Raw genomic sequence first — 20,872 nt, 5'->3', positions numbered from 1 at the left:
CCACTTTTTAAAAACACTCAAGAGAATGCGTTTAAAGAGTGGTGGAGCTATGCGGGATCGAACCGCAGACCTCCTGCGTGCAAGGCAGGCGCTCTCCCAGCTGAGCTATAACCCCAACGATATAAAAGACTTAAAACCGCCACTTTCATCTGAGAGAAAGTGGTGGGTCTGAGTGGACTTGAACCACCGACCTCACCCTTATCAGGGGTGCGCTCTAACCACCTGAGCTACAGACCCAAGTCTTTTTGCGTTCTTTACTATTAACCAAGCAATCTGTGTGGACACTGCATTCAACAGTTAAGTCTTTAGGTAAGGAGGTGATCCAGCCCCAGGTTCCCCTAGGGCTACCTTGTTACGACTTCACCCCAGTCATGAACCACACCGTGGTAAACGCCCTCCCGAAGGTTAAGCTATCTACTTCTGGTGCAGCCCACTCCCATGGTGTGACGGGCGGTGTGTACAAGGCCCGGGAACGTATTCACCGTGACATTCTGATTCACGATTACTAGCGATTCCGACTTCATGGAGTCGAGTTGCAGACTCCAATCCGGACTACGACGTACTTTCTGGGATTCGCTCACTCTCGCGAGTTGGCAGCCCTCTGTATACGCCATTGTAGCACGTGTGTAGCCCTACTCGTAAGGGCCATGATGACTTGACGTCGTCCCCACCTTCCTCCGGTTTATCACCTGCAGTCTCCCTGGAGTTCCCACCCGAAGTGCTGGCAAACAAGGATAAGGGTTGCGCTCGTTGCGGGACTTAACCCAACATTTCACAACACGAGCTGACGACAGCCATGCAGCACCTGTCTCAGAGTTCCCGAAGGCACCAATCCATCTCTGGAAAGTTCTCTGGATGTCAAGAGTAGGTAAGGTTCTTCGCGTTGCATCGAATTAAACCACATGCTCCACCGCTTGTGCGGGCCCCCGTCAATTCATTTGAGTTTTAATCTTGCGACCGTACTCCCCAGGCGGTCTACTTAACGCGTTAGCTCCGAAAGCCACGGCTCAAGGCCACAACCTCCAAGTAGACATCGTTTACGGCGTGGACTACCAGGGTATCTAATCCTGTTTGCTCCCCACGCTTTCGCATCTGAGCGTCAGTCTTTGTCCAGGGGGCCGCCTTCGCCACCGGTATTCCTTCAGATCTCTACGCATTTCACCGCTACACCTGAAATTCTACCCCCCTCTACAAGACTCTAGTCTGCCAGTTCAAAATGCTGTTCCGAGGTTGAGCCCCGGGCTTTCACATCTTGCTTAACAGACCGCCTGCATGCGCTTTACGCCCAGTAATTCCGATTAACGCTCGCACCCTCCGTATTACCGCGGCTGCTGGCACGGAGTTAGTCGGTGCTTCTTCTGTAGGTAACGTCAAACAATGCCGCTATTAACGACACTGCCTTCCTCCCTACTGAAAGTACTTTACAACCCGAAGGCCTTCTTCATACACGCGGCATGGCTGCATCAGGGTTTCCCCCATTGTGCAATATTCCCCACTGCTGCCTCCCGTAGGAGTCTGGACCGTGTCTCAGTTCCAGTGTGGCTGATCATCCTCTCAGACCAGCTAGGGATCGTTGCCTTGGTGAGCCATTACCTCACCAACAAGCTAATCCCACCTGGGCTAATCCTGACGCGAGAGGCCCGAAGGTCCCCCTCTTTGCTCCGAAGAGATTATGCGGTATTAGCTATCGTTTCCAATAGTTATCCCCCACATCAGGGCATATTCCCAGGCATTACTCACCCGTCCGCCGCTCGCCGCCCTTAACGTTCCCCGAAGGTTCAGTTAAGTCGCTGCCGCTCGACTTGCATGTGTTAGGCCTGCCGCCAGCGTTCAATCTGAGCCATGATCAAACTCTTCAATTAAAGTTTTGTTGGTCTTTCGACCTACTCAATGAATACTGTTAATTCATCATAAATGATGAATGAATTGACTGTGCCGATTTCTCTTATAAATAAAAGTTATCGTATTGGTCACTAGTATCATTGATAAATCTTTTTGACTAATCATTCAACGAGTGCCCACACAGATTGCATGGTCAAATTGTTAAAGAACAATACTGACATCAACGCTTGCTAATGGCTCGCTCCGTGTCAGTGAGGCCGCATTATAGGAGCTATAATAAAGAAGGCAAGTGCAAAACTAAAAAAAAAAAACAAATGCACATTATTTAGACAAAATCACTTTAAAAGCTGTTTTTTAGAACGTAAATTAGTACTAAATATCTCTATACCGACTAAAAGTAAACTATTAATTAAAGCTTAAGCAGTTATTTCAAATAATAAGTGCGACACTCATAGAAAGTTGTGAAAGCAATAAGCAATTCTCGCCAAAAAACAAGCTGTACTACCATGAGTTATCAGACGTAAGGTCGCTCATAAATATCGAATCCCCGTGAGCGTATTGAATTTATCCATCTATTGCTCAGCGTAGATTGGAGCCCTGAGCAAATTGCGAGTGTTCTGACTAATGCTGTAGCATCAATCAACCACTGATAGGTTTATCGCTATATTGCTCAAGACAAACGTCAGGGAGGCAAGCTCTATCCTCACTTGAGACAAGGACATAAGCGATATCGTAAAGAGCAGAAAGAGAAGGATCCAACTATTAAAAATGCAGTATCGATTGATGAGCGGCCATCGATTGTCGATAGCCGAGAACGGTTGAAGACTGGGAGATCGACACTGTATTAAGCAAGCACGGCATAGGGGCAATCGTCACCATCTTGGAGCGAAAGAGTCGATTTTCTTTAGTCGAGAAAGTAACGTCAAAATGAGCTGATACGGTGACGAAAGCGACGATAGAAATGCTCATGCCATACAAACCGCTGACAATGCCAGAGAGTTAGCAGACCATCAAGAGATAGAAAAGGCGCTGAAAGCAGATTTGTACTTAGCTCATTACTATAGTTCTTGGAAGCGAGGCGCAAATAAAACGACAATGGTCTACTAAGACAATATTTGAAAAAAGGGACAGACTTGAGAACGGTGACGAATGACAATATTAAATTTGCTCAATCAAGGATTAATAACCGCCCTAAAAATGTTTAGGGTTCCAACAGCCAGCCGTTATTTTTAAAGAAATGGCAATGGCTGCTTAATACTAGAGAGTGTCGCACTTCAAAGTTGGATTCTATTCTGTATAGGAGTTAACAATCAGTGAAAAAAAAGCCGAGTCAAATGACTCGGCTTCTTTTTTTATTTAACGGCTATTGCTTATTCAGCAGCAGCTTCTTCCTGAGCTTCAGGACGGTCAACTAACTCGATGTAAGCCATAGGAGCTTTATCACCAGCACGGAATCCGCACTTCATGATACGAGTGTAACCACCAGGACGCTTAGCAAAGCGAGGACCTAGTTCGTTAAATAGTTTCGCAACAACTTCGTTGTCACGAGTACGAGCAAATGCAAGACGACGGTTAGCAACACTGTCAGTCTTAGCTAGGGTAATCAAAGGCTCAATTACGCGACGTAGCTCTTTTGCTTTAGGCAGGGTAGTCTTAATTAATTCGTGACGTACCAGAGAGCTAGCCATGTTGCTGAACATCGCTTTACGATGACTGCTGTTGCGGTTGAGTTGACGACCACTCTTACGATGGCGCATGACCTAATCCTTCTAACTAGATATCAGTAAACTATTAATCTTCAGCGATTGACGCTGGCGGCCAGTTTTCTAGGCGCATACCTAGAGATAGACCACGAGAAGCCAATACATCTTTAATTTCTGTTAAAGACTTCTTACCAAGGTTTGGCGTTTTAAGAAGCTCAACCTCAGTACGCTGAACAAGATCACCGATGTAGTGGATCGCTTCTGCTTTCAGACAGTTAGCAGAGCGAACAGTTAGTTCAAGATCGTCTACAGGACGCAGTAGGATCGGATCGAACTCCGGCTTCTCTTCTTTCTCTTCTGGAACTCGTACATCGCGAAGATCTACGAATGCATCCAATTGCTCAGCAAGAATAGTTGCTGCACGACGGATAGCTTCCTCAGGATCAAGTGTACCGTTAGTCTCCATATCGATTACTAGCTTGTCTAAGTCAGTGCGTTGTTCAACGCGAGCAGCTTCAACAGCGTAAGCAATACGGTCAACTGGGCTGTAAGTAGCGTCTACTAACAGACGACCAATTGGACGCTCATCTTCTTCAGTGTGAATACGAGCAGATGCTGGTACATAGCCACGACCACGCTCTACCTTGATGCGCATGCTTAATTCAGCATTGTCATCAGTAATGTGGCAGATTACGTGTTCTGGGTTCGCAATCTCAACATCACCATCATGGGTGATGTCACCTGCAACAACAGGGCCTGCACCAGATTTGTTCAGAGTAAGAATAACTTCATCTTTACCCTCAACCTTAACGGCTAGACCTTTAAGGTTTAGAAGAATTTCAAGGATATCCTCCTGAACGCCTTCTTTGGTGCTGTACTCATGTAACACACCGTCGATTTCAACTTCTGTTACAGCACAACCTGGCATAGAAGATAGTAAAATACGACGAAGAGCGTTTCCTAAAGTGTAGCTAAAACCACGCTCTAATGGCTCTAGAGTTACTTTTGCGTGTGTCGTGCTAACTTGTTCGATGTCAACAAGACGCGGCTTAAGAAATTCTGTTACAGAACCCTGCATTGTGTCCTCTCTTAACTGTAGCCTTACTTAGAGTAAAGCTCGACGATCAGGTGTTCGTTGATGTCGGCAGACAAATCAGAACGTTCTGGAAGACGCTTGAACGTACCTTCCATCTTGCTGCTGTCTACTTCGACCCAAGTCGGTAGTTCACGCTGTGTAGCAACTTCTAGAGCTGCTTTGATGCGTGCTTGGTTCTTAGCTTTCTCACGAATGCTAACAACGTCGTTTGCCGCTACCTTGAAAGAAGGAACGTTTACGACTTGACCGTTTACTAGGATCGCTTTGTGGCTTACCAACTGACGTGCTTCTGCGCGAGTTGCGCCAAAGCCCATGCGGTAAACTACGTTATCTAGACGACCTTCAAGAAGCTGAAGCAGGTTCTCACCTGTGTTACCCTTGATGCGGGCAGCTGTCTTGTAGTAGTTACGGAATTGTTTTTCTAGTACGCCATACGTACGACGAACTTTCTGCTTCTCACGAAGCTGAACGCCGTAATCAGATAGACGACCACGACGAGCACCATGTTGGCCCGGCGCGTTATCAATTTTACACTTGGTATCAATCGCGCGTACACCTGACTTAAGGAATAAGTCAGTGCCTTCGCGACGGCTAAGCTTCAGCTTAGGACCCAAATATCTTGCCATTTTTCTTTCTCCAAATTCCTAGAAACGAAACGTTATACGCGACGTTTCTTAGGTGGACGACAACCGTTATGAGGGATCGGAGTCGCATCAACAATGTTAGTGATACGGAAACCCGCTGCGTTTAGAGCACGGATTGTAGACTCACGACCTGGACCTGGGCCCTTAACCATAACTTCTAGGTTCTTAACGCCATATTCTTTGGCCATTTCACCACAACGCTCAGCAGCAACCTGTGCAGCGAACGGAGTAGATTTACGAGAACCACGGAAACCTGAACCACCTGCAGTTGCCCAAGATAGAGCGTTACCTTGACGGTCAGTAATGGTTACGATTGTGTTATTGAAAGAAGCATGGATGTGCGCAACGCCATCAGCTACTTGCTTGCGTACGCGCTTACGAGCGCGTGTAGGTTGTTTTGCCATTGTACTCTACCTTATCCGATTATTTTTTGATCGGCTTGCGCGGACCCTTACGAGTGCGAGCGTTGGTTTTAGTACGCTGTCCACGTAGAGGTAGACTGCGACGGTGACGAAGACCACGGTAACAACCAAGATCCATTAGGCGCTTGATGTTCATGGAAATTTCACGACGAAGATCACCTTCTACAGTGTACTTAGCTACACCATCACGCAGTAGATCGATCTGCTCTTCAGTTAGTTCACTGATCTTAACATCTTCAGCAATACCCGTTTCAGCTAGGATAGCTTTTGAACGAGTCTTACCAATGCCGTAGATCGCAGTAAGTGCGATAACAGCATGTTTCTGATCAGGAATGTTAATGCCTGCAATACGGGCCACTATTCACTCCTAGTACTTTACAAGAATAACCGCTGCAGAGCCCGTTTAGGATACGCAGCGGTGAACAATTCTTTTGCACATAACAAAAGATGGTTGGCTAATGTAGCCAACCTATCTTCAATTTGCAAGAAATATTTCTGCTAATTAGCCTTGGCGTTGTTTATGCTTTGGCTCACTGCAAATTACTCGCACAACACCGTTGCGCTTGATAACTTTACAGTTACGGCAGATTTTCTTAACGGAAGCACGAACTTTCATTGCTAAACTCCGTAAAATGGAAAACTAACTTAGCGGCCATAGCCTTTAAGGTTAGCCTTTTTCAAAACTGACTCATATTGTTGAGACATCAAGTGTGTCTGAACTTGAGCCATGAAATCCATAATAACAACGACTACGATAAGTAGGGAAGTACCGCCAAAGTAGAAGCGTACATTCCATGCTATCATCATGAACTCGGGGATCAGACAGATAAACGTAATGTATAACGCACCCGCAAGAGTTAAACGTGTCATTACCTTATCTATATATTTTGCGGTCTGTTCACCCGGGCGTATACCAGGTATGAATGCCCCAGACTTCTTCAAGTTATCAGCTGTCTCGCGAGGGTTGAAAACCAACGCAGTATAGAAGAAACAGAAGAATATAATTGCAGCAGCATAAAGCATTACATATAAAGGTTGACCAGGGCTTAGAGCAAGTGAAATATCACTTAACCAACCTAGACCTTCACTTTGACCAAACCACTGAGCCAGCGTTCCTGGAAAAAGAATAATACTCGATGCAAAAATTGCTGGAATAACACCTGCCATGTTGATTTTCAACGGTAGGTGTGTGCTTTGCGCAGCAAAGACACGACGACCTTGTTGGCGTTTAGCATAGTTAACGACGATACGACGTTGACCACGTTCCATAAACACAACAAAGTAGATAACAGCAAATGATATAACCGCAATTAACAGTAGAAGAAGTACGTGCAATTCACCTTGACGCGCTTGCTCTACGGTCTGTCCAATCGCTGGCGGTAAACCTGCAACGATACCAGTGAAAATAATCAATGAAATACCGTTACCAATACCACGCTCGGTAATTTGTTCACCTAACCACATTAAGAACATGGTGCTGGTAACCAAACTAACCACTGCAACAAAGTAGAAACTAGGGCCTGGATTATGTACAAGCCCTGGAATCATACTTGGTAACCCCGTTGCAATACCAATTGCTTGGAAGGTTGCCAAAACAAGCGTACCGTATCGAGTGTACTGACTAATCTTACGACGGCCAGCCTCACCTTCTTTCTTCAACTCAGCTAATGCTGGATGAACTACTGTTAGCAACTGGACAATAATCGATGCCGAAATATACGGCATAATGCCCAGTGCTAGAATAGAAGCACGCGAGAGTGCACCACCAGAGAACATGTTAAACATTTCAATGATGGTACCCTTTTGCTGTTCGAACAGACTGGCAAGTACAGCAGCGTCAATACCAGGAATAGGAACAAAGGAACCCGCTCTAAATATTAAGATCGCACCTAATACGAATAAAAGGCGTGACTTAAGCTCTGCTAGGCCACCTTGTGCGCTACGAAAATCATGTCCTGGTTGTTTAGCCATCTGTACCTCATCCTCGAGTTAATTATTCCTCGATTTTACCGCCAGCAGCTTCGATAGCAGCTTTAGCGCCTTTAGTAACGCGTAGGCCTTTCACTGTTACTGAACGAGCGATTTCACCAGAAAGTACAACTTTCACGAACTTAACGTCCTTAGTGATAACATTCGCAGCTTTTAGTGTTTCTAGGCTTACTACGTCACCTTCAACTTTCGCTAGCTCAGCTAGACGAACTTCAGCTGTTACAAGGCTCTTACGTGATGTAAAACCGAATTTTGGTAGACGCTGTTTCAAAGGCATTTGACCGCCTTCGAAGCCTGGACGTACTGAACCACCTGAACGTGATTTCTGACCTTTGTGACCACGGCCACAAGTTTTACCCAGACCTGAACCGATACCACGACCTACGCGCTTCGCAGAAGGCTTAGAACCCGCAGCCGGTGATAGAGTATTCAAACGCATTCTGATTACTCCTCAACTTTAACCATGTAGTAAACTTTGTTGATCATGCCGCGTACGCAAGCAGTATCTTCAAGTTCAACAGTGTGGTTGATACGACGAAGGCCTAGGCCACGCAAAGTAGCTTTATGCTTCGGCAAACGACCGATAGAGCTCTTTGTTTGGGTTACTTTAATAGTTTTAGCCATGTCGATTACTCCAGAATTTCTTTAACAGAAAGACCACGCTTAGCTGCGATCATTTCTGGAGAGTTCATTCCACTTAGACCGTCAATTGTTGCGCGAACAACGTTGATTGGGTTAGTAGAACCGTATGCTTTAGCTAGAACGTTACGGATACCCGCAACTTCTAGTACTGCACGCATTGCACCACCCGCGATGATACCTGTACCTTCAGACGCTGGTTGCATGTAAACTTTAGAACCAGTGTGAACGCCCTTAACAGGGTGGTATAGAGTACCTTCGTTGATTGCAACTGTAACCATGTTACGGCGTGCTTTTTCCATCGCTTTCTGGATTGCAGCAGGTACTTCACGTGCCTTACCGTAACCAAAACCGATGCGACCGTTACCGTCACCAACTACAGTTAGCGCAGTAAAGCTGAAAATACGACCACCTTTAACCGTTTTTGAAACACGGTTAACAGCGATCAGTTTTTCATGCAAATCTGATTGTGTTTTTTCGTTAGCCATCTTCCGCCTACCTTAGAATTTCAGACCAGCTTCACGAGCAGCTTCTGCTAGTGCAGCGATACGGCCGTGGTATTGGAAACCAGAACGATCGAATGCAACGTTAAGGATGCCTTTTTCAATCGCGCGCTCAGCAATAGCTTTACCTACAGCTGTAGCAGCGTCTTTGTTACCAGTGCTCTTAACTTGCTCACGGATCGCTTTTTCTACGGTAGAAGCGGCTGCGATAACCTCAGAGCCGTTTGGTGCGATTACCTGAGCGTACACGTGACGTGGAGTACGGTGTACAACTAGGCGAGTTGCGCCCAGTTCAGCAATCTTACGACGTGCTCGGGTCGCACGACGGATACGAGATGCTTTCTTATCCATAGTGTTACCTTACTTCTTCTTAGCTTCTTTAGTACGCACAACTTCGTCGGCGTAACGAACACCTTTACCTTTGTAAGGTTCAGGGCTACGGTAAGCGCGAATATCAGCAGCTACTTGACCTACAACCTGCTTATCAGTACCAGTTAGTACGATTTCAGTTTGTGATGGACATTCAGCTTTGATACCTGCTGGAAGTTCGTGCTCAACTGGATGAGAGAAACCTAGAGTTAGAGCTACTGCGTTGCCTTTGATAGCAGCACGGTAACCTACACCCTTAAGAGTCAGCTTCTTAGTGAAGCCTTCAGTAACACCAACAACCATGTTGTTAACTAGTGCACGTGCAGTACCTGCTTGTGCCCAAGCTTTTTCGAATCCTTCACGAGGACCGAAAGTAACTTTGTTCTCTTCCAAAGTTAGAACTACTGCTTCGTTAATAGAACGAACTGCTTCGCCCTTACTACCTTTAACAGTAATTTCCTGACCGTTAAGTTTAACTTCTACGCCAGCAGGAATAACTACAGGTGCTTTTGCAACACGAGACATATCCTACTCCTATTATGCTACGTAGCAGATAATCTCACCGCCAAGACCCGCTTTGCGTGCAGCGCGGTCGGTCATTAGACCCTTGGAAGTGGAAACAACAGCAATACCAAGGCCACCCATCACTGATGGTAGCGCATCTTTTTTCTTGTAGATGCGTAGACCAGGACGTGATACACGTTGGATTTGCTCAATAACTGGGTTAGCTTCGAAGTACTTAAGTGTAACTTCTAGCTCAGGCTTAACTTCACCTGTTACAGTGTAGTCAGCCACATAACCTTCTTCTTTTAGTAAAGCAGCGATTGCTACTTTAAGCTTAGAAGATGGCATTTTAACAGCAACTTTTTTCGCTGCCTGACCGTTACGAAGACGGGTCAGCATATCCGAAATCGGATCTTGCATGCTCATAAGTTAATACTCCGTGATTCTGAATTGCTTACTGGATTACCAGCTTGCTTTACGTAGACCCGGAATCTCGCCTTTCATGCAAGCTTCACGAACCTTGATACGGCTAAGACCGAACTTACGTAGGTAGCCGTGTGGACGTCCAGTCTGGTTACAGCGATTACGCTGACGAGACTTCGCAGAATCACGTGGTAGTGACTGAAGCTTAAGCACTGCATTCCAGCGATCTTCTTCAGACGCATTCACGTCGCTAATTAGAGCTTTTAGCGCTGCACGCTTTTCAGCGAACTTAGCTACTAGCTTGGCACGTTTAGCTTCGCGTGCCTTCATAGATTCTTTAGCCATTAGTAACCCTTACTTTTACTTACGGAATGGGAAGTTAAAAGCAGACAGCAGAGCTAGAGCTTCTTCGTCAGACTTAGCAGAAGTTGTAACAGTGATGTCTAAACCACGTACACGATCTACTTTATCGAAATCGATTTCTGGGAAGATGATCTGCTCACGAACGCCCATGCTGTAGTTACCACGACCATCGAATGACTTAGGGTTTAAACCACGGAAGTCACGAATACGTGGAACAGCAATTGAAATTAGACGGTCGAAAAAGTCCCACATACGCTCGCCACGTAAGGTTACTTTACAGCCAATAGGGTAGCCCTCACGGATCTTAAAGCCTGCAACTGACTTACGTGCTACAGTGATTAGCGGCTTCTGACCTGAAATTGCAGTCATGTCAGCAGCAGCATTCTCTAGCAGCTTCTTGTCGTTGATAGCTTCGCCCACACCCATGTTAAGTGTGATCTTTTCGATCCTTGGGACTTGCATGATACTCTTGTATTCAAACTTTTCAGAAAGCTCTTTTACAACAGTCTCTTTGTAGTAATCATGCAGTTTCGCCATAGTACTACTCCAAACTTACTTAATAGTTTCGCCAGTCGACTTGAAGAAACGAACTTTTTTGCCGTCTTCAAATCGGAAGCCTACACGGTCCGCTTTACCTTGACCGTTAACGATAGCAACATTAGACGCATCGATAGCAGCTGCCTGCTCAACGATACCGCCTTGAACACCCATTGCCGGAACTGGCTTCTGGTGTTTCTTAACCATGTTGATACCTTCAACGATAACTTTACCGGTTGCTAGAACCTTAGTTACTTTACCAGTCTTGCCTTTGTCTTTACCAGCAAGAATGATAACTTCGTCGTTTTGACGGATTTTAGCTGCCATTATAGTCGCTCCTTAAAGTACTTCAGGCGCTAGTGAAACAATCTTCATGAATTTCGCAGTACGAAGTTCACGAGTCACAGGGCCGAAAATACGAGTACCGATAGGTTGCTCAGTGTTGTCGTTCAACAATACGCAAGCATTACGGTCAAAGCGAATGACAGAGCCATCTTGACGACGAACGCCTTTACGGGTGCGTACAACCACCGCTTTCAGTACATCACCTTTCTTAACTTTACCGCGAGGAATTGCTTCCTTAACAGTAACCTTGATGATGTCACCGATATGTGCATAGCGACGGTGAGAACCACCCAGAACCTTAATACACATTACGCTACGTGCGCCGGAGTTATCCGCTGCATCAAGCATACTTTGCATTTGGATCATGTTAGTGCTCCGCTAATTTTTAAAACATCTAGACCCAATACGAGTCGATATGCCTTTTCTTCAAAGGCGGCGAATAATAACACCATTTTCGACCGATGGGTAGATAAAAAAATGAACGGCCCCAAATTTTTTCGGGGCCGCTAACTTATATAGCTGTTAAGTCCGTATTAGATACGTGCTTTTTCAACTACTCGTACCAGTGTCCAAGACTTAGTCTTAGACATTGGACGACACTCGCGAACCTCAACTGTGTCGCCTAGGCCACACTCGTTGTTTTCATCATGTGCATGAAGCTTAGTCGTGCGTGTGATGTACTTACCGTAGATCGGGTGCTTCACTTTACGCTCGATAGCAACAACAATAGACTTATCGCCTTTGTCGCTAACTACGCGACCAAGCTGAGTACGAATTTTCTCGCTCATTATGCGCCAGCCTTCTCAGTCAGAACGGTTTTAACACGTGCGATATCACGACGTACAGTTTTTAGATTGTGAGTCTGCTGTAGTTGACCAGTAGCAGCTTGCATACGCAAGTTGAACTGTTCACGTAGAAGATTCACAAGCTCTGCATTCAGTTCTTCAACGCTTTTAGCGCGTAGATCTTGTGCATTCATCACATCACCGCCTTAATTACGAATGTTGTCTTGATTGGTAGCTTACGTGCAGCAAGGTTAAATGCTTCACGTGCTAGTGATTCAGAAACACCATTCATTTCGTATAGAACTTTACCTGGTTGAACTTGAGCAACCCAGTAAGCCACACTACCCTTACCTTTACCTTGACGAACTTCAAGAGGCTTAGATGTAATTGGTTTGTCTGGGAATACACGAATCCAGATTTGGCCCTGACGTTTGATATGACGAGTCATAGCACGACGTGCAGCTTCGATTTGACGAGCTGTTAGGCGACCACGGCCAACAGCTTTAAGACCAAATTGACCAAAGCTTACTTCAGTACCGTTCGCTAGACCGCGGTTACGGCCTTTAAAGGCCTTGCGGAATTTAGTGCGTTTTGGTTGCAGCATCAATAAACTCCTTATTTACGGCTTTTGCGCTGCTTCTTAGGCTTCTCAGCCTTTGGCTCTTCAACTAGCATGCCGCCTAGAACTTCACCTTTGAAGATCCAAACTTTAACGCCGATAACACCGTATTGGGTGTGAGCCGAAGAAGTTGCGTAATCAATGTCAGCACGTAGAGTGTGTAGAGGCACACGGCCTTCACGGTACCACTCAGTACGTGCGATTTCAGCGCCGCCTAGACGACCACTTACTTCAACTTTGATACCTTTAGCGCCAAGACGCATAGCGTTCTGAACTGCACGCTTCATAGCGCGACGGAACATTACACGACGCTCTAGCTGAGACGCGATGCTGTCTGCTACTAGTTGACCGTCTAGTTCTGGCTTACGTACTTCAGCGATGTTGATCTGAGCTGGAACGCCCGCGATCTTCGCAACTGCTGCACGTAGTTTCTCTACGTCTTCACCTTTCTTACCGATTACTACGCCTGGACGAGCAGTGTGAATAGTCACACGGATGCTCTTAGCAGGACGCTCGATAACGATGCGTGATAGAGATGCTTTTGCTAGTTCCTTAGTAAGGAACTGGCGTACCTTGAAATCGCCGTCTAGGTTGTCAGCGAACTCTTGGCTGTTAGCAAACCAAGTGGTATTCCAAGGCTTAACGATGCCTAGACGAATACCATTAGGATGTACTTTCTGACCCATTGCTTTCTCTCCTAGTCTCTTAGCGGTCTGCTACAACAACAGTGATGTGGCTAGAACGCTTCAAGATGCGATCGGCACGGCCTTTTGCACGAGGCATAATACGCTTCATGGTAGGACCTTCGTCAACGAAGATTTTAGCAACATTAAGATCATCAATGTCTGCGCCTTCGTTGTGTTCTGCGTTAGCGATAGCTGACTCTAGAACTTTCTTGATTAAATCAGCAGCTTTTTTGTTGCTGAAGTTTAGAATTTCTAGAGCTTGAGCAACTGGCTTACCGCGCAGTTGATCTGCAACCAAACGAGCTTTTTGCGGCGAAATGCGAGCAAAGCGATGTTTAGCGATAGCTTCCATTACCTACTCCTTAGCGCTTTTTAGCTTTCTTATCCGCAGCGTAGTCACGGTAAGTGCGTGTTGGTGCAAATTCGCCTAGCTTGTGACCGATCATTTCTTCAGAAACGAAAACAGGTACGTGCTGACGACCATTATGGACAGCGATGGTCAAACCGATCATCTGAGGGATGATCATTGAGCGACGGGACCAAGTCTTAACAGGCTTCTTGTCACCGCTTTCCAACGCTTTCTCTACCTTCTTCAGCAAGTGTAGGTCAATAAATGGACCTTTCTTGAGAGAACGTGGCATGGCGTATCCTCTTTATAATTACTTGTTACGACGACGTACGATGTACTTGTCGGTACGCTTGTTCTTACGAGTCTTGTAACCCTTAGTTGGAACACCCCAAGGTGTAACTGGGTGACGACCGCCTGATGTACGACCTTCACCACCACCGTGTGGGTGATCTACTGGGTTCATTACAACACCACGTACAGTTGGACGAACACCGCGCCAGCGGTTAGCACCAGCTTTACCAAGCTCGCGTAACATGTGTTCAGCATTACCAACTTCACCTAGAGTCGCACGACCTTCAGCAAGAACTTTACGCATTTCACCAGAACGTAGACGTAGAGTCACATATGTGCCTGCACGTGCAATGATCTGAGCGTATGCACCAGCTGAACGAGCCAGCTGAGCACCTTTACCAGGCTTAAGTTCAACACAGTGTACTGTTGAACCTACTGGGATGTTGCGCATTGGTAGTGTGTTACCAACTTTGATTGCAGCATCTTCACCAGACTGGATCATATCACCAGCTTGTAGACCTTTAGGTGCAATGATGTAGCGGCGCTCACCGTCTTTGTAAAGAACTAGAGCAATGTTTGCGCTACGGTTTGGATCGTATTCTAGACGCTCAACTTTCGCTGGGATGCCATCTTTAGTACGTTTGAAGTCGATTAGACGGTAATGTTGTTTATTACCACCACCGATGTGACGTACTGTGATACGACCGTTATTGTTACGACCACCTGACTTAGAGTTTTTCTCTAGTAGTGGTGCGTACGGCTTACCCTTATGCAGGTCAGAGTTAACCACTTTAACTACGTGGCGACGACCTGGGGAAGTCGGCTTACATTTTACAATAGCCATTCTTCTTTGCTCCTAGCCTTACTCTGCACTACCAGCGAAGTCGATGTCTTGACCTTCTTTCAAGATAACGTACGCTTTCTTCACGTCTGAACGACGGCCTTGGCGCATACCTTGACGCTTGGTCTTACCCTTAGTGATAAGAGTATTTACAGACTTAACTTCAACCTCGAACAGTTTCTCAACTGCTGCTTTGATCTCTTTCTTAGTTGCTGTCAATGCTACTTTGAAAACGATAGTGTTAGCGTTTTCTGCAGCCATTGATGCTTTTTCAGAGATGTGCGGAGCACGTAGAACTTTTAAAATACGCTCTTCAGTGATCATGCTAGCATCTCCTCAACTGCTTTAACTGCTGCTGCAGTCATAACAACTTTATCGAAAGCGATTAAGCTAACTGGATCGATTGCCTTCGCATCACGTACGTCTACTTTGTATAGGTTACGTGCTGCTAGGAATAGATTTTCTTCTAGCTCACCAGTTACGATTAGTGCATCAGTTAGCTCAAGCTCTTTAAGCTTAGCTACTAGTGCTTTTGTCTTTGGTGCTTCTAGAGCAAAGTTATCAACAACGATTAGACGCTCTTGACGAACTAGCTCAGAAAGAATGCTCTTCATAGCACCGCGGTACATTTTCTTGTTTACTTTTTGGCTGTGATCCTGAGGACGAGCAGCGAAAGTAACACCACCAGAACGCCATAGCGGACTGCGGATTGTACCTGCACGAGCGCGACCAGTACCCTTCTGACGCCATGGCTTAGCGCCACCGCCAGAAACGTCTGAACGAGTCTTCTGAGCACGAGTACCCTGACGAGCACCTGCTGCAAAAGCAACAACTACTTGGTGTACAAGCGCTTCATTGAAATCACGCCCAAAAGTAGTTTCGGAGACAGTTAGCGCGTCAGCGCCTTTGACTACCAATTCCATTACTAACTCCTCGACGTTACGCTTTAACAGCTGGTTTAACGATCACGTTGCCACCTGTAGCACCTGGTACTGCACCTTTGATAAGAAGCAGATTGCGCTCAGCGTCAACACGTACGATCTCTAGGTTTTGAGTCGTTACACGCTCAGCACCCATGTGACCAGCCATTTTCTTGCCTTTAAATACGCGACCTGGAGTTTGACATTGGCCAATTGAACCCGGTGCACGGTGAGACAAGGAGTTACCATGGGTCATATCTTGAGTACGGAAGTTCCAGCGCTTAACAGCACCTTGGAAACCTTTACCCTTAGATGTACCAGTAACGTCTACTTTTTTGATATCGTTGAATAGTTCAACATTTAGCTCAGCGCCAACTGCAAACTCTTCACTGTTTTCTAGACGGAATTCCCAAAGACCGCGACCAGCTTCTACACCTGCTTTCGCAAAGTGACCAGCTTCTGGCTTAGATACGCGGTTAGCTTTCTTAGAACCAGTTGTTACCTGAATAGCGTTGTAGCCGTCAGTTTCTACAGATTTAACCTGAGTAACGCGGTTAGCTTCAACTTCAACAACAGTAACTGGAATAGAAACGCCATCTTCGGTAAAGATGCGGGTCATACCCACTTTACGACCGATTAGACCAATCATTCTCTTATTCTCCCTTAACCTAGGCTGATCTGTACGTCAACGCCAGCAGCTAGATCTAGACGCATAAGAGCATCAACAGTTTTGTCTGTAGGCTCAACGATGTCGATAAGGCGCTTGTGAGTACGGATTTCGTACTGGTCACGTGCGTCCTTATTAACGTGTGGAGAAATAAGAACAGTGAAACGCTCTTTGCGAGTTGGTAGAGGGATTGGACCCTTAACCTGTGCGCCAGTACGCTTAGCTGTTTCAACGATTTCCGCAGTTGACTGATCGATCAGACGGTGATCGAACGCCTTTAGGCGGATACGAATACGTTGGTTCTGCATTAGACAGAGCTCCAAATAAAAATTACACAAACAATATCGCCACTCACGCTCGTAAGGACGAGGGAATGTCGATTGATTTATGTGAACGTAGCATCCCTATCGGATGCATTGTCAGTCAATTTAATGACTGCGAACATAAGTCAGAGTATTCATTATGAAATATATCCGGCCAAGCCTAAAATACATTTCTCCTCAATGCTTATTGGTTCACAACTGCACTTACGAGACAAACTCTCGGGCAGTGGCGAGCATTATACAGATCACATTATTGAATACAAGTCTTGTTTAATCCTTAGTCAAAAATAATTGTACTTCCTTTTTATTTCAAATAATTAGAGTACGTTTTTAACGTTATTTACATTAAGTAGGCTGAAAAAACTCTAATTAGGAAGGACCAAAATAATATTTATGCTCGAACCTCATGAGGAAGTTTGCAGGAGAATTGGCAGCGAGACTTTATGATTAACGTGAAAATAAAGGGATGTGTAATTCAGAGAAAAGAAGATATTAAGGTAAGAGTGTATTAATGCTTAGTATGTACAGATACGAAAAAGGGAGCCGAAGCTCCCTTTCTCTGTACGTAAGTACTAAGTGTTATTATGCAAGGATAGTTGCAACAACACCAGCACCAACTGTACGGCCACCTTCACGGATAGCAAAACGTAGACCTTCGTCCATCGCGATAGGTGCGATTAGAGTAACAGTCATAGAGATGTTATCACCAGGCATTACCATTTCTACGCCTTCTGGTAGCTCGATAGTACCAGTTACGTCAGTTGTACGGAAGTAGAACTGTGGACGGTAACCTTTGAAGAATGGAGTGTGACGACCACCTTCATCTTTAGACAGAACGTAGATTTCTGAAGTGAAAGTTGTGTGTGGAGTGATTGAACCAGGCTTAGCTAGAACTTGACCACGCTCAACTTCGTCACGCTTAGTACCACGTAGAAGAACACCAACGTTCTCACCAGCACGGCCTTCGTCAAGAAGCTTACGGAACATCTCAACACCAGTACAAGTAGTCTTAGTAGTTTCTTTGATACCTACGATTTCTACTTCGTCACCTACAGTGATGATACCTTGCTCAACACGACCAGTTACAACTGTACCACGGCCTTGGATTGAGAATACGTCTTCGATTGGAAGGATGAACGGACGATCGATCGCACGCTCTGGCTCTGGGATGTAAGAATCTAGAGCTTCAGCTAGTTCAACGATCTTCGCTTCCCACTGCTCTTCGCCGTTTAGAGCGCCAAGTGCAGAACCTTGGATTACTGGACAGTCATCACCTGGGAATTCGTACTCAGATAGAAGTTCACGAACTTCCATTTCTACTAGCTCTAGTAGTTCTTCGTCATCAACCATGTCACACTTGTTCATGAACACGATGATGTAAGGAATACCAACCTGGCGACCAAGTAGGATGTGCTCACGAGTTTGTGGCATTGGACCGTCAGTTGCAGCAACAACTAGGATACCACCGTCCATTTGAGCAGCACCAGTGATCATGTTTTTAACGTAATCGGCGTGTCCAGGACAGTCAACGTGTGCGTAGTGACGAGTTGGAGTATCGTACTCTACGTGAGAAGTAGAGATTGTGATACCGCGCTCACGCTCTTCTGGAGCGTTGTCGATAGATGCGAAGTCACGAGCAGCACCACCGTACACTTTAGCAAGTGTAGTACAGATAGCAGCAGTTAGAGTAGTTTTACCGTGGTCAACGTGGCCGATAGTACCAACGTTTACGTGCGGTTTTACGCGTTCAAATTTTTCTTTAGACACAATCGTGTTCCTTCCTAGTTAAGATACGTCCCCTACTAGGTCGGGGACGGCTCTGAAGTTTGTATTTTATGCGCCAATAGCCATTGACGCAATAATGAAATTAAGTACGTTCTGCAATAATTTTGTCAGTAGCATTCTTTGGCATTTCAGCGTATTCGCTAAATTCCATAGAATAAGACGCGCGGCCTTGTGTTGCTGAGCGTAAATCTGTTGCATACCCGAACATGGCTGATAGTGGAACTTGTGCACGAATGATCTTCACACCCGCGCTACCTTCGTCCATACCTTCGATCATGCCGCGACGACGGTTAAGGTCGCCAACCACATCACCCATCCAGTCTTCAGGAGTAGTAACTTCAACTTTCATCATAGGCTCAAGAAGAACAGGGTTAGCTTGAAGCGCACCTTGTCTTAATGCCATTGAACCTGCGATTTTAAATGCGATCTCGTTAGAATCCACGTCGTGGAACGAACCGTCGAACAAGGTCGCTTTAACATCAACCATTGGGTAGCCTGCAAGCACGCCACTCTTCATTTGTTCTTCGATACCTGTAGCAGCCGCCGTAATAAATTCTTTTGGCACGCTACCGTTCACGATTTCATCTACAAATACAAAGCCTTCGCCTGGCTCGGTTGGCTCTAAACGTAACCATACGTGACCATATTGGTTACGACCGCCAGTTTCACCAGCTTGACGAATGAATTTGCCTTCAACTTCTGTTGTACCACGAATACTTTCACGGTAAGCAACTTGTGGGTTACCCACGTTACAGTCAACGCTAAATTCACGCTTCATACGATCAACGATGATATCAAGGTGAAGTTCACCCATACCAGAGATTAACGTCTGGCCTGATTCATCATCAATTTCGACACGGAAAGATGGGTCTTCTGCCGCTAGTTTTTCTAGCGCAATCGCCATCTTGTCCTGATCTGCCGTTGAACGTGGTTCAACAACGATCTGAATAACTGGCTCAGGGAAATCCATGCGTTCAAGGATCACTTTATGATTCTGATCACACAGGGTATCACCTGTTGTCGCAAATTTAAGACCAATGGCTGCAGCGATATCGCCAGCACGCACTTCTTTGATCTCTTCACGTTTATTCGCATGCATTTGAACAATACGACCTAAACGCTCGCGTTTTTCTTTGATGGTGTTGTAAACAGTATCACCTGAATTTACGACACCAGAGTAAACACGCATGAAAGTTAACGTACCTACAAACGGGTCTGTTGCAATTTTGAACGCAAGTGCAGCAAATGGTTCTTTATCGTCAGAATGACGCTCAACAGGGTTTCCGTTTTCATCTTCACCAGTAATTGCTTTTACTTCTGTTGGTGAAGGAAGGAAATCAACAACGGCATCCAGTACTGCTTGTACACCTTTGTTCTTAAATGCAGAACCACAGGTAGCAACTACGATTTCGTTGTTTAGGGTACGTTGACGAAGACCTGCCTTAATTTCTTCTTCAGACAGCTCACCTTCTTCAAGGTATTTATCCATTAGTTCGTCATTTGCTTCTGCAGCTGACTCAACTAAGTTCATGCGCCACTCTTCTGCTTCTTCTAACAAATCAGCAGGAATGTCTTCATAGGTAAAACTAGTACCTTGATCAGCATCTGACCAGTTAATGGCCTTCATTTTGATCAGGTCAATTACACCTTCAAATTCATCTTCAGCACCAATATTCAATTGAATAGGCACTGGGTTTGCGCCAAGACGGTTTTTGATTTGCTCGATAACACGTAGGAAATCGGCACCAGTACGGTCCATCTTGTTAACGAAAACCATACGTGGAACTTCGTATCTATCAGCTTGACGCCATACAGTCTCTGACTGAGGCTCTACACCTGAAGAACCACAGAACACAACAACAGCACCATCAAGTACGCGAAGAGAACGTTCTACTTCAATGGTGAAGTCTACGTGTCCAGGGGTATCGATGATATTGATTCGGTGCTCGTCGAACTGGCTATCCATACCACGCCAAAAAGTGGTAGTTGCAGCAGAGGTGATCGTGATGCCACGTTCTTGCTCCTGCTCCATCCAGTCCATAGTAGCAGCGCCGTCGTGTACTTCACCAATCTTATGAGATATGCCTGTGTAAAACAGGATACGCTCGGTAGTAGTTGTTTTACCGGCGTCAACGTGAGCACAGATACCGATGTTACGGTAGCGCTCGATAGGCGTTTTGCGAGCCACGGTTGTATCCTCTTACTAAGGTGAACCTTAGAGTATGGT

Annotated in this window: 30 protein-coding genes, 2 tRNA genes, 1 rRNA gene and 1 pseudogene; 1 reads left to right on the top strand and 33 read right to left on the bottom strand. The window is 45.7% G+C overall.

Going from position 1 to position 20,872, the window contains the following annotated elements; translation table 11 throughout:
* Positions 1-39: 39 nt before the first annotated feature.
* The 3 genes from Q7674_RS08220 to Q7674_RS08210 all read right to left on the bottom strand — a co-directional run bounded on the left by Q7674_RS08220 (position 40) and on the right by Q7674_RS08210 (position 1,862).
* A tRNA-Ala gene (locus Q7674_RS08220) sits at positions 40-115 on the bottom strand.
* Between the two features lie 45 nt (positions 116-160).
* A tRNA-Ile gene (locus tag Q7674_RS08215) sits at positions 161-237 on the bottom strand.
* 73 nt (positions 238-310) lie between these two features.
* A 16S ribosomal RNA gene (locus Q7674_RS08210) occupies positions 311-1,862 on the bottom strand.
* Between the two features lie 525 nt (positions 1,863-2,387).
* On the opposite strand from Q7674_RS08210, the pseudogene Q7674_RS08205 reads away from it, so the two are divergent.
* A pseudogene (locus tag Q7674_RS08205) lies at positions 2,388-3,097 on the top strand (IS30 family transposase); the annotation flags it as partial.
* Positions 3,098-3,212: 115 nt separating this feature from the next.
* Here Q7674_RS08205 and rplQ read toward each other — a convergent pair.
* The 30 genes from rplQ to fusA all read right to left on the bottom strand — a co-directional run bounded on the left by rplQ (position 3,213) and on the right by fusA (position 20,833).
* The gene (rplQ, locus tag Q7674_RS08200; protein ID WP_008988073.1) at positions 3,213-3,599 is read right to left on the bottom strand and encodes a 50S ribosomal protein L17; all 387 of its coding nucleotides are present in this window, start codon (positions 3,597-3,599) and stop codon (positions 3,213-3,215) included.
* Positions 3,600-3,633: 34 nt separating this feature from the next.
* Positions 3,634-4,623, bottom strand: a complete 990-nt coding sequence (locus Q7674_RS08195) for a DNA-directed RNA polymerase subunit alpha (RefSeq protein ID WP_305423507.1) — start codon at positions 4,621-4,623, stop codon at positions 3,634-3,636.
* A 23-nt stretch (positions 4,624-4,646) separates the two neighbouring features.
* On the bottom strand, positions 4,647-5,267 hold the full coding sequence (gene rpsD / locus Q7674_RS08190; RefSeq protein WP_005370959.1) for a 30S ribosomal protein S4: 621 nt from the start codon (positions 5,265-5,267) through the stop codon (positions 4,647-4,649).
* A gap of 32 nt (positions 5,268-5,299) precedes the next feature.
* Positions 5,300-5,689, bottom strand: a complete 390-nt coding sequence (rpsK, locus tag Q7674_RS08185) for a 30S ribosomal protein S11 (protein WP_005370963.1) — start codon at positions 5,687-5,689, stop codon at positions 5,300-5,302.
* A gap of 19 nt (positions 5,690-5,708) precedes the next feature.
* On the bottom strand, positions 5,709-6,065 hold the full coding sequence (rpsM, locus tag Q7674_RS08180) for a 30S ribosomal protein S13 (protein ID WP_008988074.1): 357 nt from the start codon (positions 6,063-6,065) through the stop codon (positions 5,709-5,711).
* 144 nt (positions 6,066-6,209) lie between these two features.
* Positions 6,210-6,323: a 50S ribosomal protein L36 gene (gene rpmJ / locus Q7674_RS08175; protein WP_000868186.1), complete on the bottom strand. Its 114-nt coding sequence runs from the start codon at positions 6,321-6,323 to the stop codon at positions 6,210-6,212.
* Positions 6,324-6,352: 29 nt separating this feature from the next.
* On the bottom strand, positions 6,353-7,678 hold the full coding sequence (secY, locus tag Q7674_RS08170; RefSeq protein WP_305423506.1) for a preprotein translocase subunit SecY: 1,326 nt from the start codon (positions 7,676-7,678) through the stop codon (positions 6,353-6,355).
* A 22-nt stretch (positions 7,679-7,700) separates the two neighbouring features.
* Positions 7,701-8,135 (bottom strand): 50S ribosomal protein L15, encoded by a 435-nt coding sequence (gene rplO / locus Q7674_RS08165; protein WP_008988075.1) that lies wholly within the window; start codon positions 8,133-8,135, stop codon positions 7,701-7,703.
* 5 nt (positions 8,136-8,140) lie between these two features.
* Positions 8,141-8,320: a 50S ribosomal protein L30 gene (rpmD, locus tag Q7674_RS08160; protein ID WP_005302823.1), complete on the bottom strand. Its 180-nt coding sequence runs from the start codon at positions 8,318-8,320 to the stop codon at positions 8,141-8,143.
* A 5-nt stretch (positions 8,321-8,325) separates the two neighbouring features.
* A complete protein-coding gene (rpsE, locus tag Q7674_RS08155; protein ID WP_008988076.1) occupies positions 8,326-8,823 on the bottom strand; it encodes a 30S ribosomal protein S5 in 498 nt (165 codons plus the stop codon).
* A 12-nt stretch (positions 8,824-8,835) separates the two neighbouring features.
* The gene (rplR, locus tag Q7674_RS08150; protein WP_008988077.1) at positions 8,836-9,189 is read right to left on the bottom strand and encodes a 50S ribosomal protein L18; all 354 of its coding nucleotides are present in this window, start codon (positions 9,187-9,189) and stop codon (positions 8,836-8,838) included.
* Between the two features lie 9 nt (positions 9,190-9,198).
* Positions 9,199-9,732, bottom strand: coding sequence for a 50S ribosomal protein L6 (gene rplF, locus Q7674_RS08145; RefSeq protein WP_008988078.1), 534 nt, complete (start codon positions 9,730-9,732; stop codon positions 9,199-9,201).
* Positions 9,733-9,744: 12 nt separating this feature from the next.
* Positions 9,745-10,137 carry a 30S ribosomal protein S8 gene (gene rpsH, locus Q7674_RS08140; RefSeq protein WP_008988079.1) on the bottom strand — a complete coding sequence of 131 codons (393 nt, stop codon included), beginning with the start codon at positions 10,135-10,137 and terminating at the stop codon, positions 9,745-9,747.
* A gap of 36 nt (positions 10,138-10,173) precedes the next feature.
* Positions 10,174-10,479, bottom strand: coding sequence for a 30S ribosomal protein S14 (rpsN, locus tag Q7674_RS08135; RefSeq protein ID WP_005370985.1), 306 nt, complete (start codon positions 10,477-10,479; stop codon positions 10,174-10,176).
* A 15-nt stretch (positions 10,480-10,494) separates the two neighbouring features.
* A complete protein-coding gene (gene rplE, locus Q7674_RS08130) occupies positions 10,495-11,034 on the bottom strand; it encodes a 50S ribosomal protein L5 (protein ID WP_005370989.1) in 540 nt (179 codons plus the stop codon).
* Positions 11,035-11,049: 15 nt separating this feature from the next.
* Positions 11,050-11,361, bottom strand: coding sequence for a 50S ribosomal protein L24 (rplX, locus tag Q7674_RS08125; RefSeq protein ID WP_008988080.1), 312 nt, complete (start codon positions 11,359-11,361; stop codon positions 11,050-11,052).
* 12 nt (positions 11,362-11,373) lie between these two features.
* Positions 11,374-11,745 (bottom strand): 50S ribosomal protein L14, encoded by a 372-nt coding sequence (rplN, locus tag Q7674_RS08120; protein ID WP_008988081.1) that lies wholly within the window; start codon positions 11,743-11,745, stop codon positions 11,374-11,376.
* 167 nt (positions 11,746-11,912) lie between these two features.
* Positions 11,913-12,167 (bottom strand): 30S ribosomal protein S17, encoded by a 255-nt coding sequence (gene rpsQ, locus Q7674_RS08115; RefSeq protein ID WP_005370996.1) that lies wholly within the window; start codon positions 12,165-12,167, stop codon positions 11,913-11,915.
* Positions 12,167-12,358, bottom strand: coding sequence for a 50S ribosomal protein L29 (rpmC, locus tag Q7674_RS08110; protein WP_008988082.1), 192 nt, complete (start codon positions 12,356-12,358; stop codon positions 12,167-12,169). The genes rpsQ and rpmC overlap by 1 nt, the downstream gene beginning before the upstream one ends.
* Positions 12,358-12,768: a 50S ribosomal protein L16 gene (gene rplP, locus Q7674_RS08105; RefSeq protein ID WP_005371000.1), complete on the bottom strand. Its 411-nt coding sequence runs from the start codon at positions 12,766-12,768 to the stop codon at positions 12,358-12,360. Before rplP ends, rpmC begins: the two co-directional genes overlap by 1 nt.
* Before the next feature lie 11 nt (positions 12,769-12,779).
* On the bottom strand, positions 12,780-13,469 hold the full coding sequence (rpsC, locus tag Q7674_RS08100) for a 30S ribosomal protein S3 (RefSeq protein ID WP_305423504.1): 690 nt from the start codon (positions 13,467-13,469) through the stop codon (positions 12,780-12,782).
* A 19-nt stretch (positions 13,470-13,488) separates the two neighbouring features.
* Positions 13,489-13,821 (bottom strand): 50S ribosomal protein L22, encoded by a 333-nt coding sequence (gene rplV / locus Q7674_RS08095; RefSeq protein WP_005302797.1) that lies wholly within the window; start codon positions 13,819-13,821, stop codon positions 13,489-13,491.
* A 10-nt stretch (positions 13,822-13,831) separates the two neighbouring features.
* Complete coding sequence (gene rpsS / locus Q7674_RS08090) at positions 13,832-14,110, bottom strand: 30S ribosomal protein S19 (protein WP_305423502.1); 279 nt, start codon at positions 14,108-14,110, stop codon at positions 13,832-13,834.
* A gap of 18 nt (positions 14,111-14,128) precedes the next feature.
* Positions 14,129-14,953 (bottom strand): 50S ribosomal protein L2, encoded by an 825-nt coding sequence (gene rplB, locus Q7674_RS08085; protein ID WP_008988084.1) that lies wholly within the window; start codon positions 14,951-14,953, stop codon positions 14,129-14,131.
* Between the two features lie 18 nt (positions 14,954-14,971).
* Entirely contained in the window at positions 14,972-15,274 is a 303-nt protein-coding gene (gene rplW / locus Q7674_RS08080) for a 50S ribosomal protein L23 (RefSeq protein ID WP_005370910.1), read from the bottom strand.
* The gene (gene rplD, locus Q7674_RS08075) at positions 15,271-15,873 is read right to left on the bottom strand and encodes a 50S ribosomal protein L4 (RefSeq protein ID WP_005370911.1); all 603 of its coding nucleotides are present in this window, start codon (positions 15,871-15,873) and stop codon (positions 15,271-15,273) included. The genes rplW and rplD overlap by 4 nt, the downstream gene beginning before the upstream one ends.
* A gap of 16 nt (positions 15,874-15,889) precedes the next feature.
* Positions 15,890-16,519 carry a 50S ribosomal protein L3 gene (gene rplC / locus Q7674_RS08070; RefSeq protein ID WP_008988085.1) on the bottom strand — a complete coding sequence of 210 codons (630 nt, stop codon included), beginning with the start codon at positions 16,517-16,519 and terminating at the stop codon, positions 15,890-15,892.
* 14 nt (positions 16,520-16,533) lie between these two features.
* The gene (gene rpsJ / locus Q7674_RS08065) at positions 16,534-16,845 is read right to left on the bottom strand and encodes a 30S ribosomal protein S10 (RefSeq protein ID WP_002541412.1); all 312 of its coding nucleotides are present in this window, start codon (positions 16,843-16,845) and stop codon (positions 16,534-16,536) included.
* 597 nt (positions 16,846-17,442) lie between these two features.
* Entirely contained in the window at positions 17,443-18,627 is a 1,185-nt protein-coding gene (tuf, locus tag Q7674_RS08060; RefSeq protein ID WP_107184525.1) for an elongation factor Tu, read from the bottom strand.
* Between the two features lie 100 nt (positions 18,628-18,727).
* Positions 18,728-20,833 (bottom strand): elongation factor G, encoded by a 2,106-nt coding sequence (gene fusA, locus Q7674_RS08055; RefSeq protein ID WP_045063251.1) that lies wholly within the window; start codon positions 20,831-20,833, stop codon positions 18,728-18,730.
* Positions 20,834-20,872 lie beyond the last annotated feature (39 nt).

Origin of the sequence: Photobacterium leiognathi, assembly GCF_030685535.1 — a bacterium.
GTDB classification, from domain to species: Bacteria; Pseudomonadota; Gammaproteobacteria; order Enterobacterales; family Vibrionaceae; genus Photobacterium; species Photobacterium leiognathi.
Note: the sequence above shows the minus strand (reverse complement) of the source record. Positions and strands in the feature narration are given on the sequence as shown.

Coding starts and splice junctions, on each gene's coding strand:
- rplO (WP_008988075.1), bottom strand. CDS start 8,135: ATGCGTTTGAATACTCTATCACCGGCTGCGGGTTCTAAGCCTTCTGCG.
- rpsQ (WP_005370996.1), bottom strand. CDS start 12,167: ATGAGCGAGAAAATTCGTACTCAGCTTGGTCGCGTAGTTAGCGACAAA.
- rpsD (WP_005370959.1), bottom strand. CDS start 5,267: ATGGCAAGATATTTGGGTCCTAAGCTGAAGCTTAGCCGTCGCGAAGGC.
- rpsS (WP_305423502.1), bottom strand. CDS start 14,110: ATGCCACGTTCTCTCAAGAAAGGTCCATTTATTGACCTACACTTGCTG.
- secY (WP_305423506.1), bottom strand. CDS start 7,678: ATGGCTAAACAACCAGGACATGATTTTCGTAGCGCACAAGGTGGCCTA.
- rpsE (WP_008988076.1), bottom strand. CDS start 8,823: ATGGCTAACGAAAAAACACAATCAGATTTGCATGAAAAACTGATCGCT.
- rpsJ (WP_002541412.1), bottom strand. CDS start 16,845: ATGCAGAACCAACGTATTCGTATCCGCCTAAAGGCGTTCGATCACCGT.
- rplF (WP_008988078.1), bottom strand. CDS start 9,732: ATGTCTCGTGTTGCAAAAGCACCTGTAGTTATTCCTGCTGGCGTAGAA.
- rplV (WP_005302797.1), bottom strand. CDS start 13,821: ATGGAAGCTATCGCTAAACATCGCTTTGCTCGCATTTCGCCGCAAAAA.
- rpmD (WP_005302823.1), bottom strand. CDS start 8,320: ATGGCTAAAACTATTAAAGTAACCCAAACAAAGAGCTCTATCGGTCGT.
- rplW (WP_005370910.1), bottom strand. CDS start 15,274: ATGATCACTGAAGAGCGTATTTTAAAAGTTCTACGTGCTCCGCACATC.
- rplE (WP_005370989.1), bottom strand. CDS start 11,034: ATGGCGAAACTGCATGATTACTACAAAGAGACTGTTGTAAAAGAGCTT.
- Q7674_RS08195 (WP_305423507.1), bottom strand. CDS start 4,623: ATGCAGGGTTCTGTAACAGAATTTCTTAAGCCGCGTCTTGTTGACATC.
- rplD (WP_005370911.1), bottom strand. CDS start 15,873: ATGGAATTGGTAGTCAAAGGCGCTGACGCGCTAACTGTCTCCGAAACT.
- rpsH (WP_008988079.1), bottom strand. CDS start 10,137: ATGAGCATGCAAGATCCGATTTCGGATATGCTGACCCGTCTTCGTAAC.
- rplB (WP_008988084.1), bottom strand. CDS start 14,953: ATGGCTATTGTAAAATGTAAGCCGACTTCCCCAGGTCGTCGCCACGTA.
- rplR (WP_008988077.1), bottom strand. CDS start 9,189: ATGGATAAGAAAGCATCTCGTATCCGTCGTGCGACCCGAGCACGTCGT.
- rpmJ (WP_000868186.1), bottom strand. CDS start 6,323: ATGAAAGTTCGTGCTTCCGTTAAGAAAATCTGCCGTAACTGTAAAGTT.
- rpmC (WP_008988082.1), bottom strand. CDS start 12,358: ATGAATGCACAAGATCTACGCGCTAAAAGCGTTGAAGAACTGAATGCA.
- rpsK (WP_005370963.1), bottom strand. CDS start 5,689: ATGGCAAAACAACCTACACGCGCTCGTAAGCGCGTACGCAAGCAAGTA.
- rplQ (WP_008988073.1), bottom strand. CDS start 3,599: ATGCGCCATCGTAAGAGTGGTCGTCAACTCAACCGCAACAGCAGTCAT.
- rplP (WP_005371000.1), bottom strand. CDS start 12,768: ATGCTGCAACCAAAACGCACTAAATTCCGCAAGGCCTTTAAAGGCCGT.
- rpsC (WP_305423504.1), bottom strand. CDS start 13,469: ATGGGTCAGAAAGTACATCCTAATGGTATTCGTCTAGGCATCGTTAAG.
- rplN (WP_008988081.1), bottom strand. CDS start 11,745: ATGATCCAAATGCAAAGTATGCTTGATGCAGCGGATAACTCCGGCGCA.
- rplX (WP_008988080.1), bottom strand. CDS start 11,361: ATGGCAGCTAAAATCCGTCAAAACGACGAAGTTATCATTCTTGCTGGT.
- rpsN (WP_005370985.1), bottom strand. CDS start 10,479: ATGGCTAAAGAATCTATGAAGGCACGCGAAGCTAAACGTGCCAAGCTA.
- rplC (WP_008988085.1), bottom strand. CDS start 16,519: ATGATTGGTCTAATCGGTCGTAAAGTGGGTATGACCCGCATCTTTACC.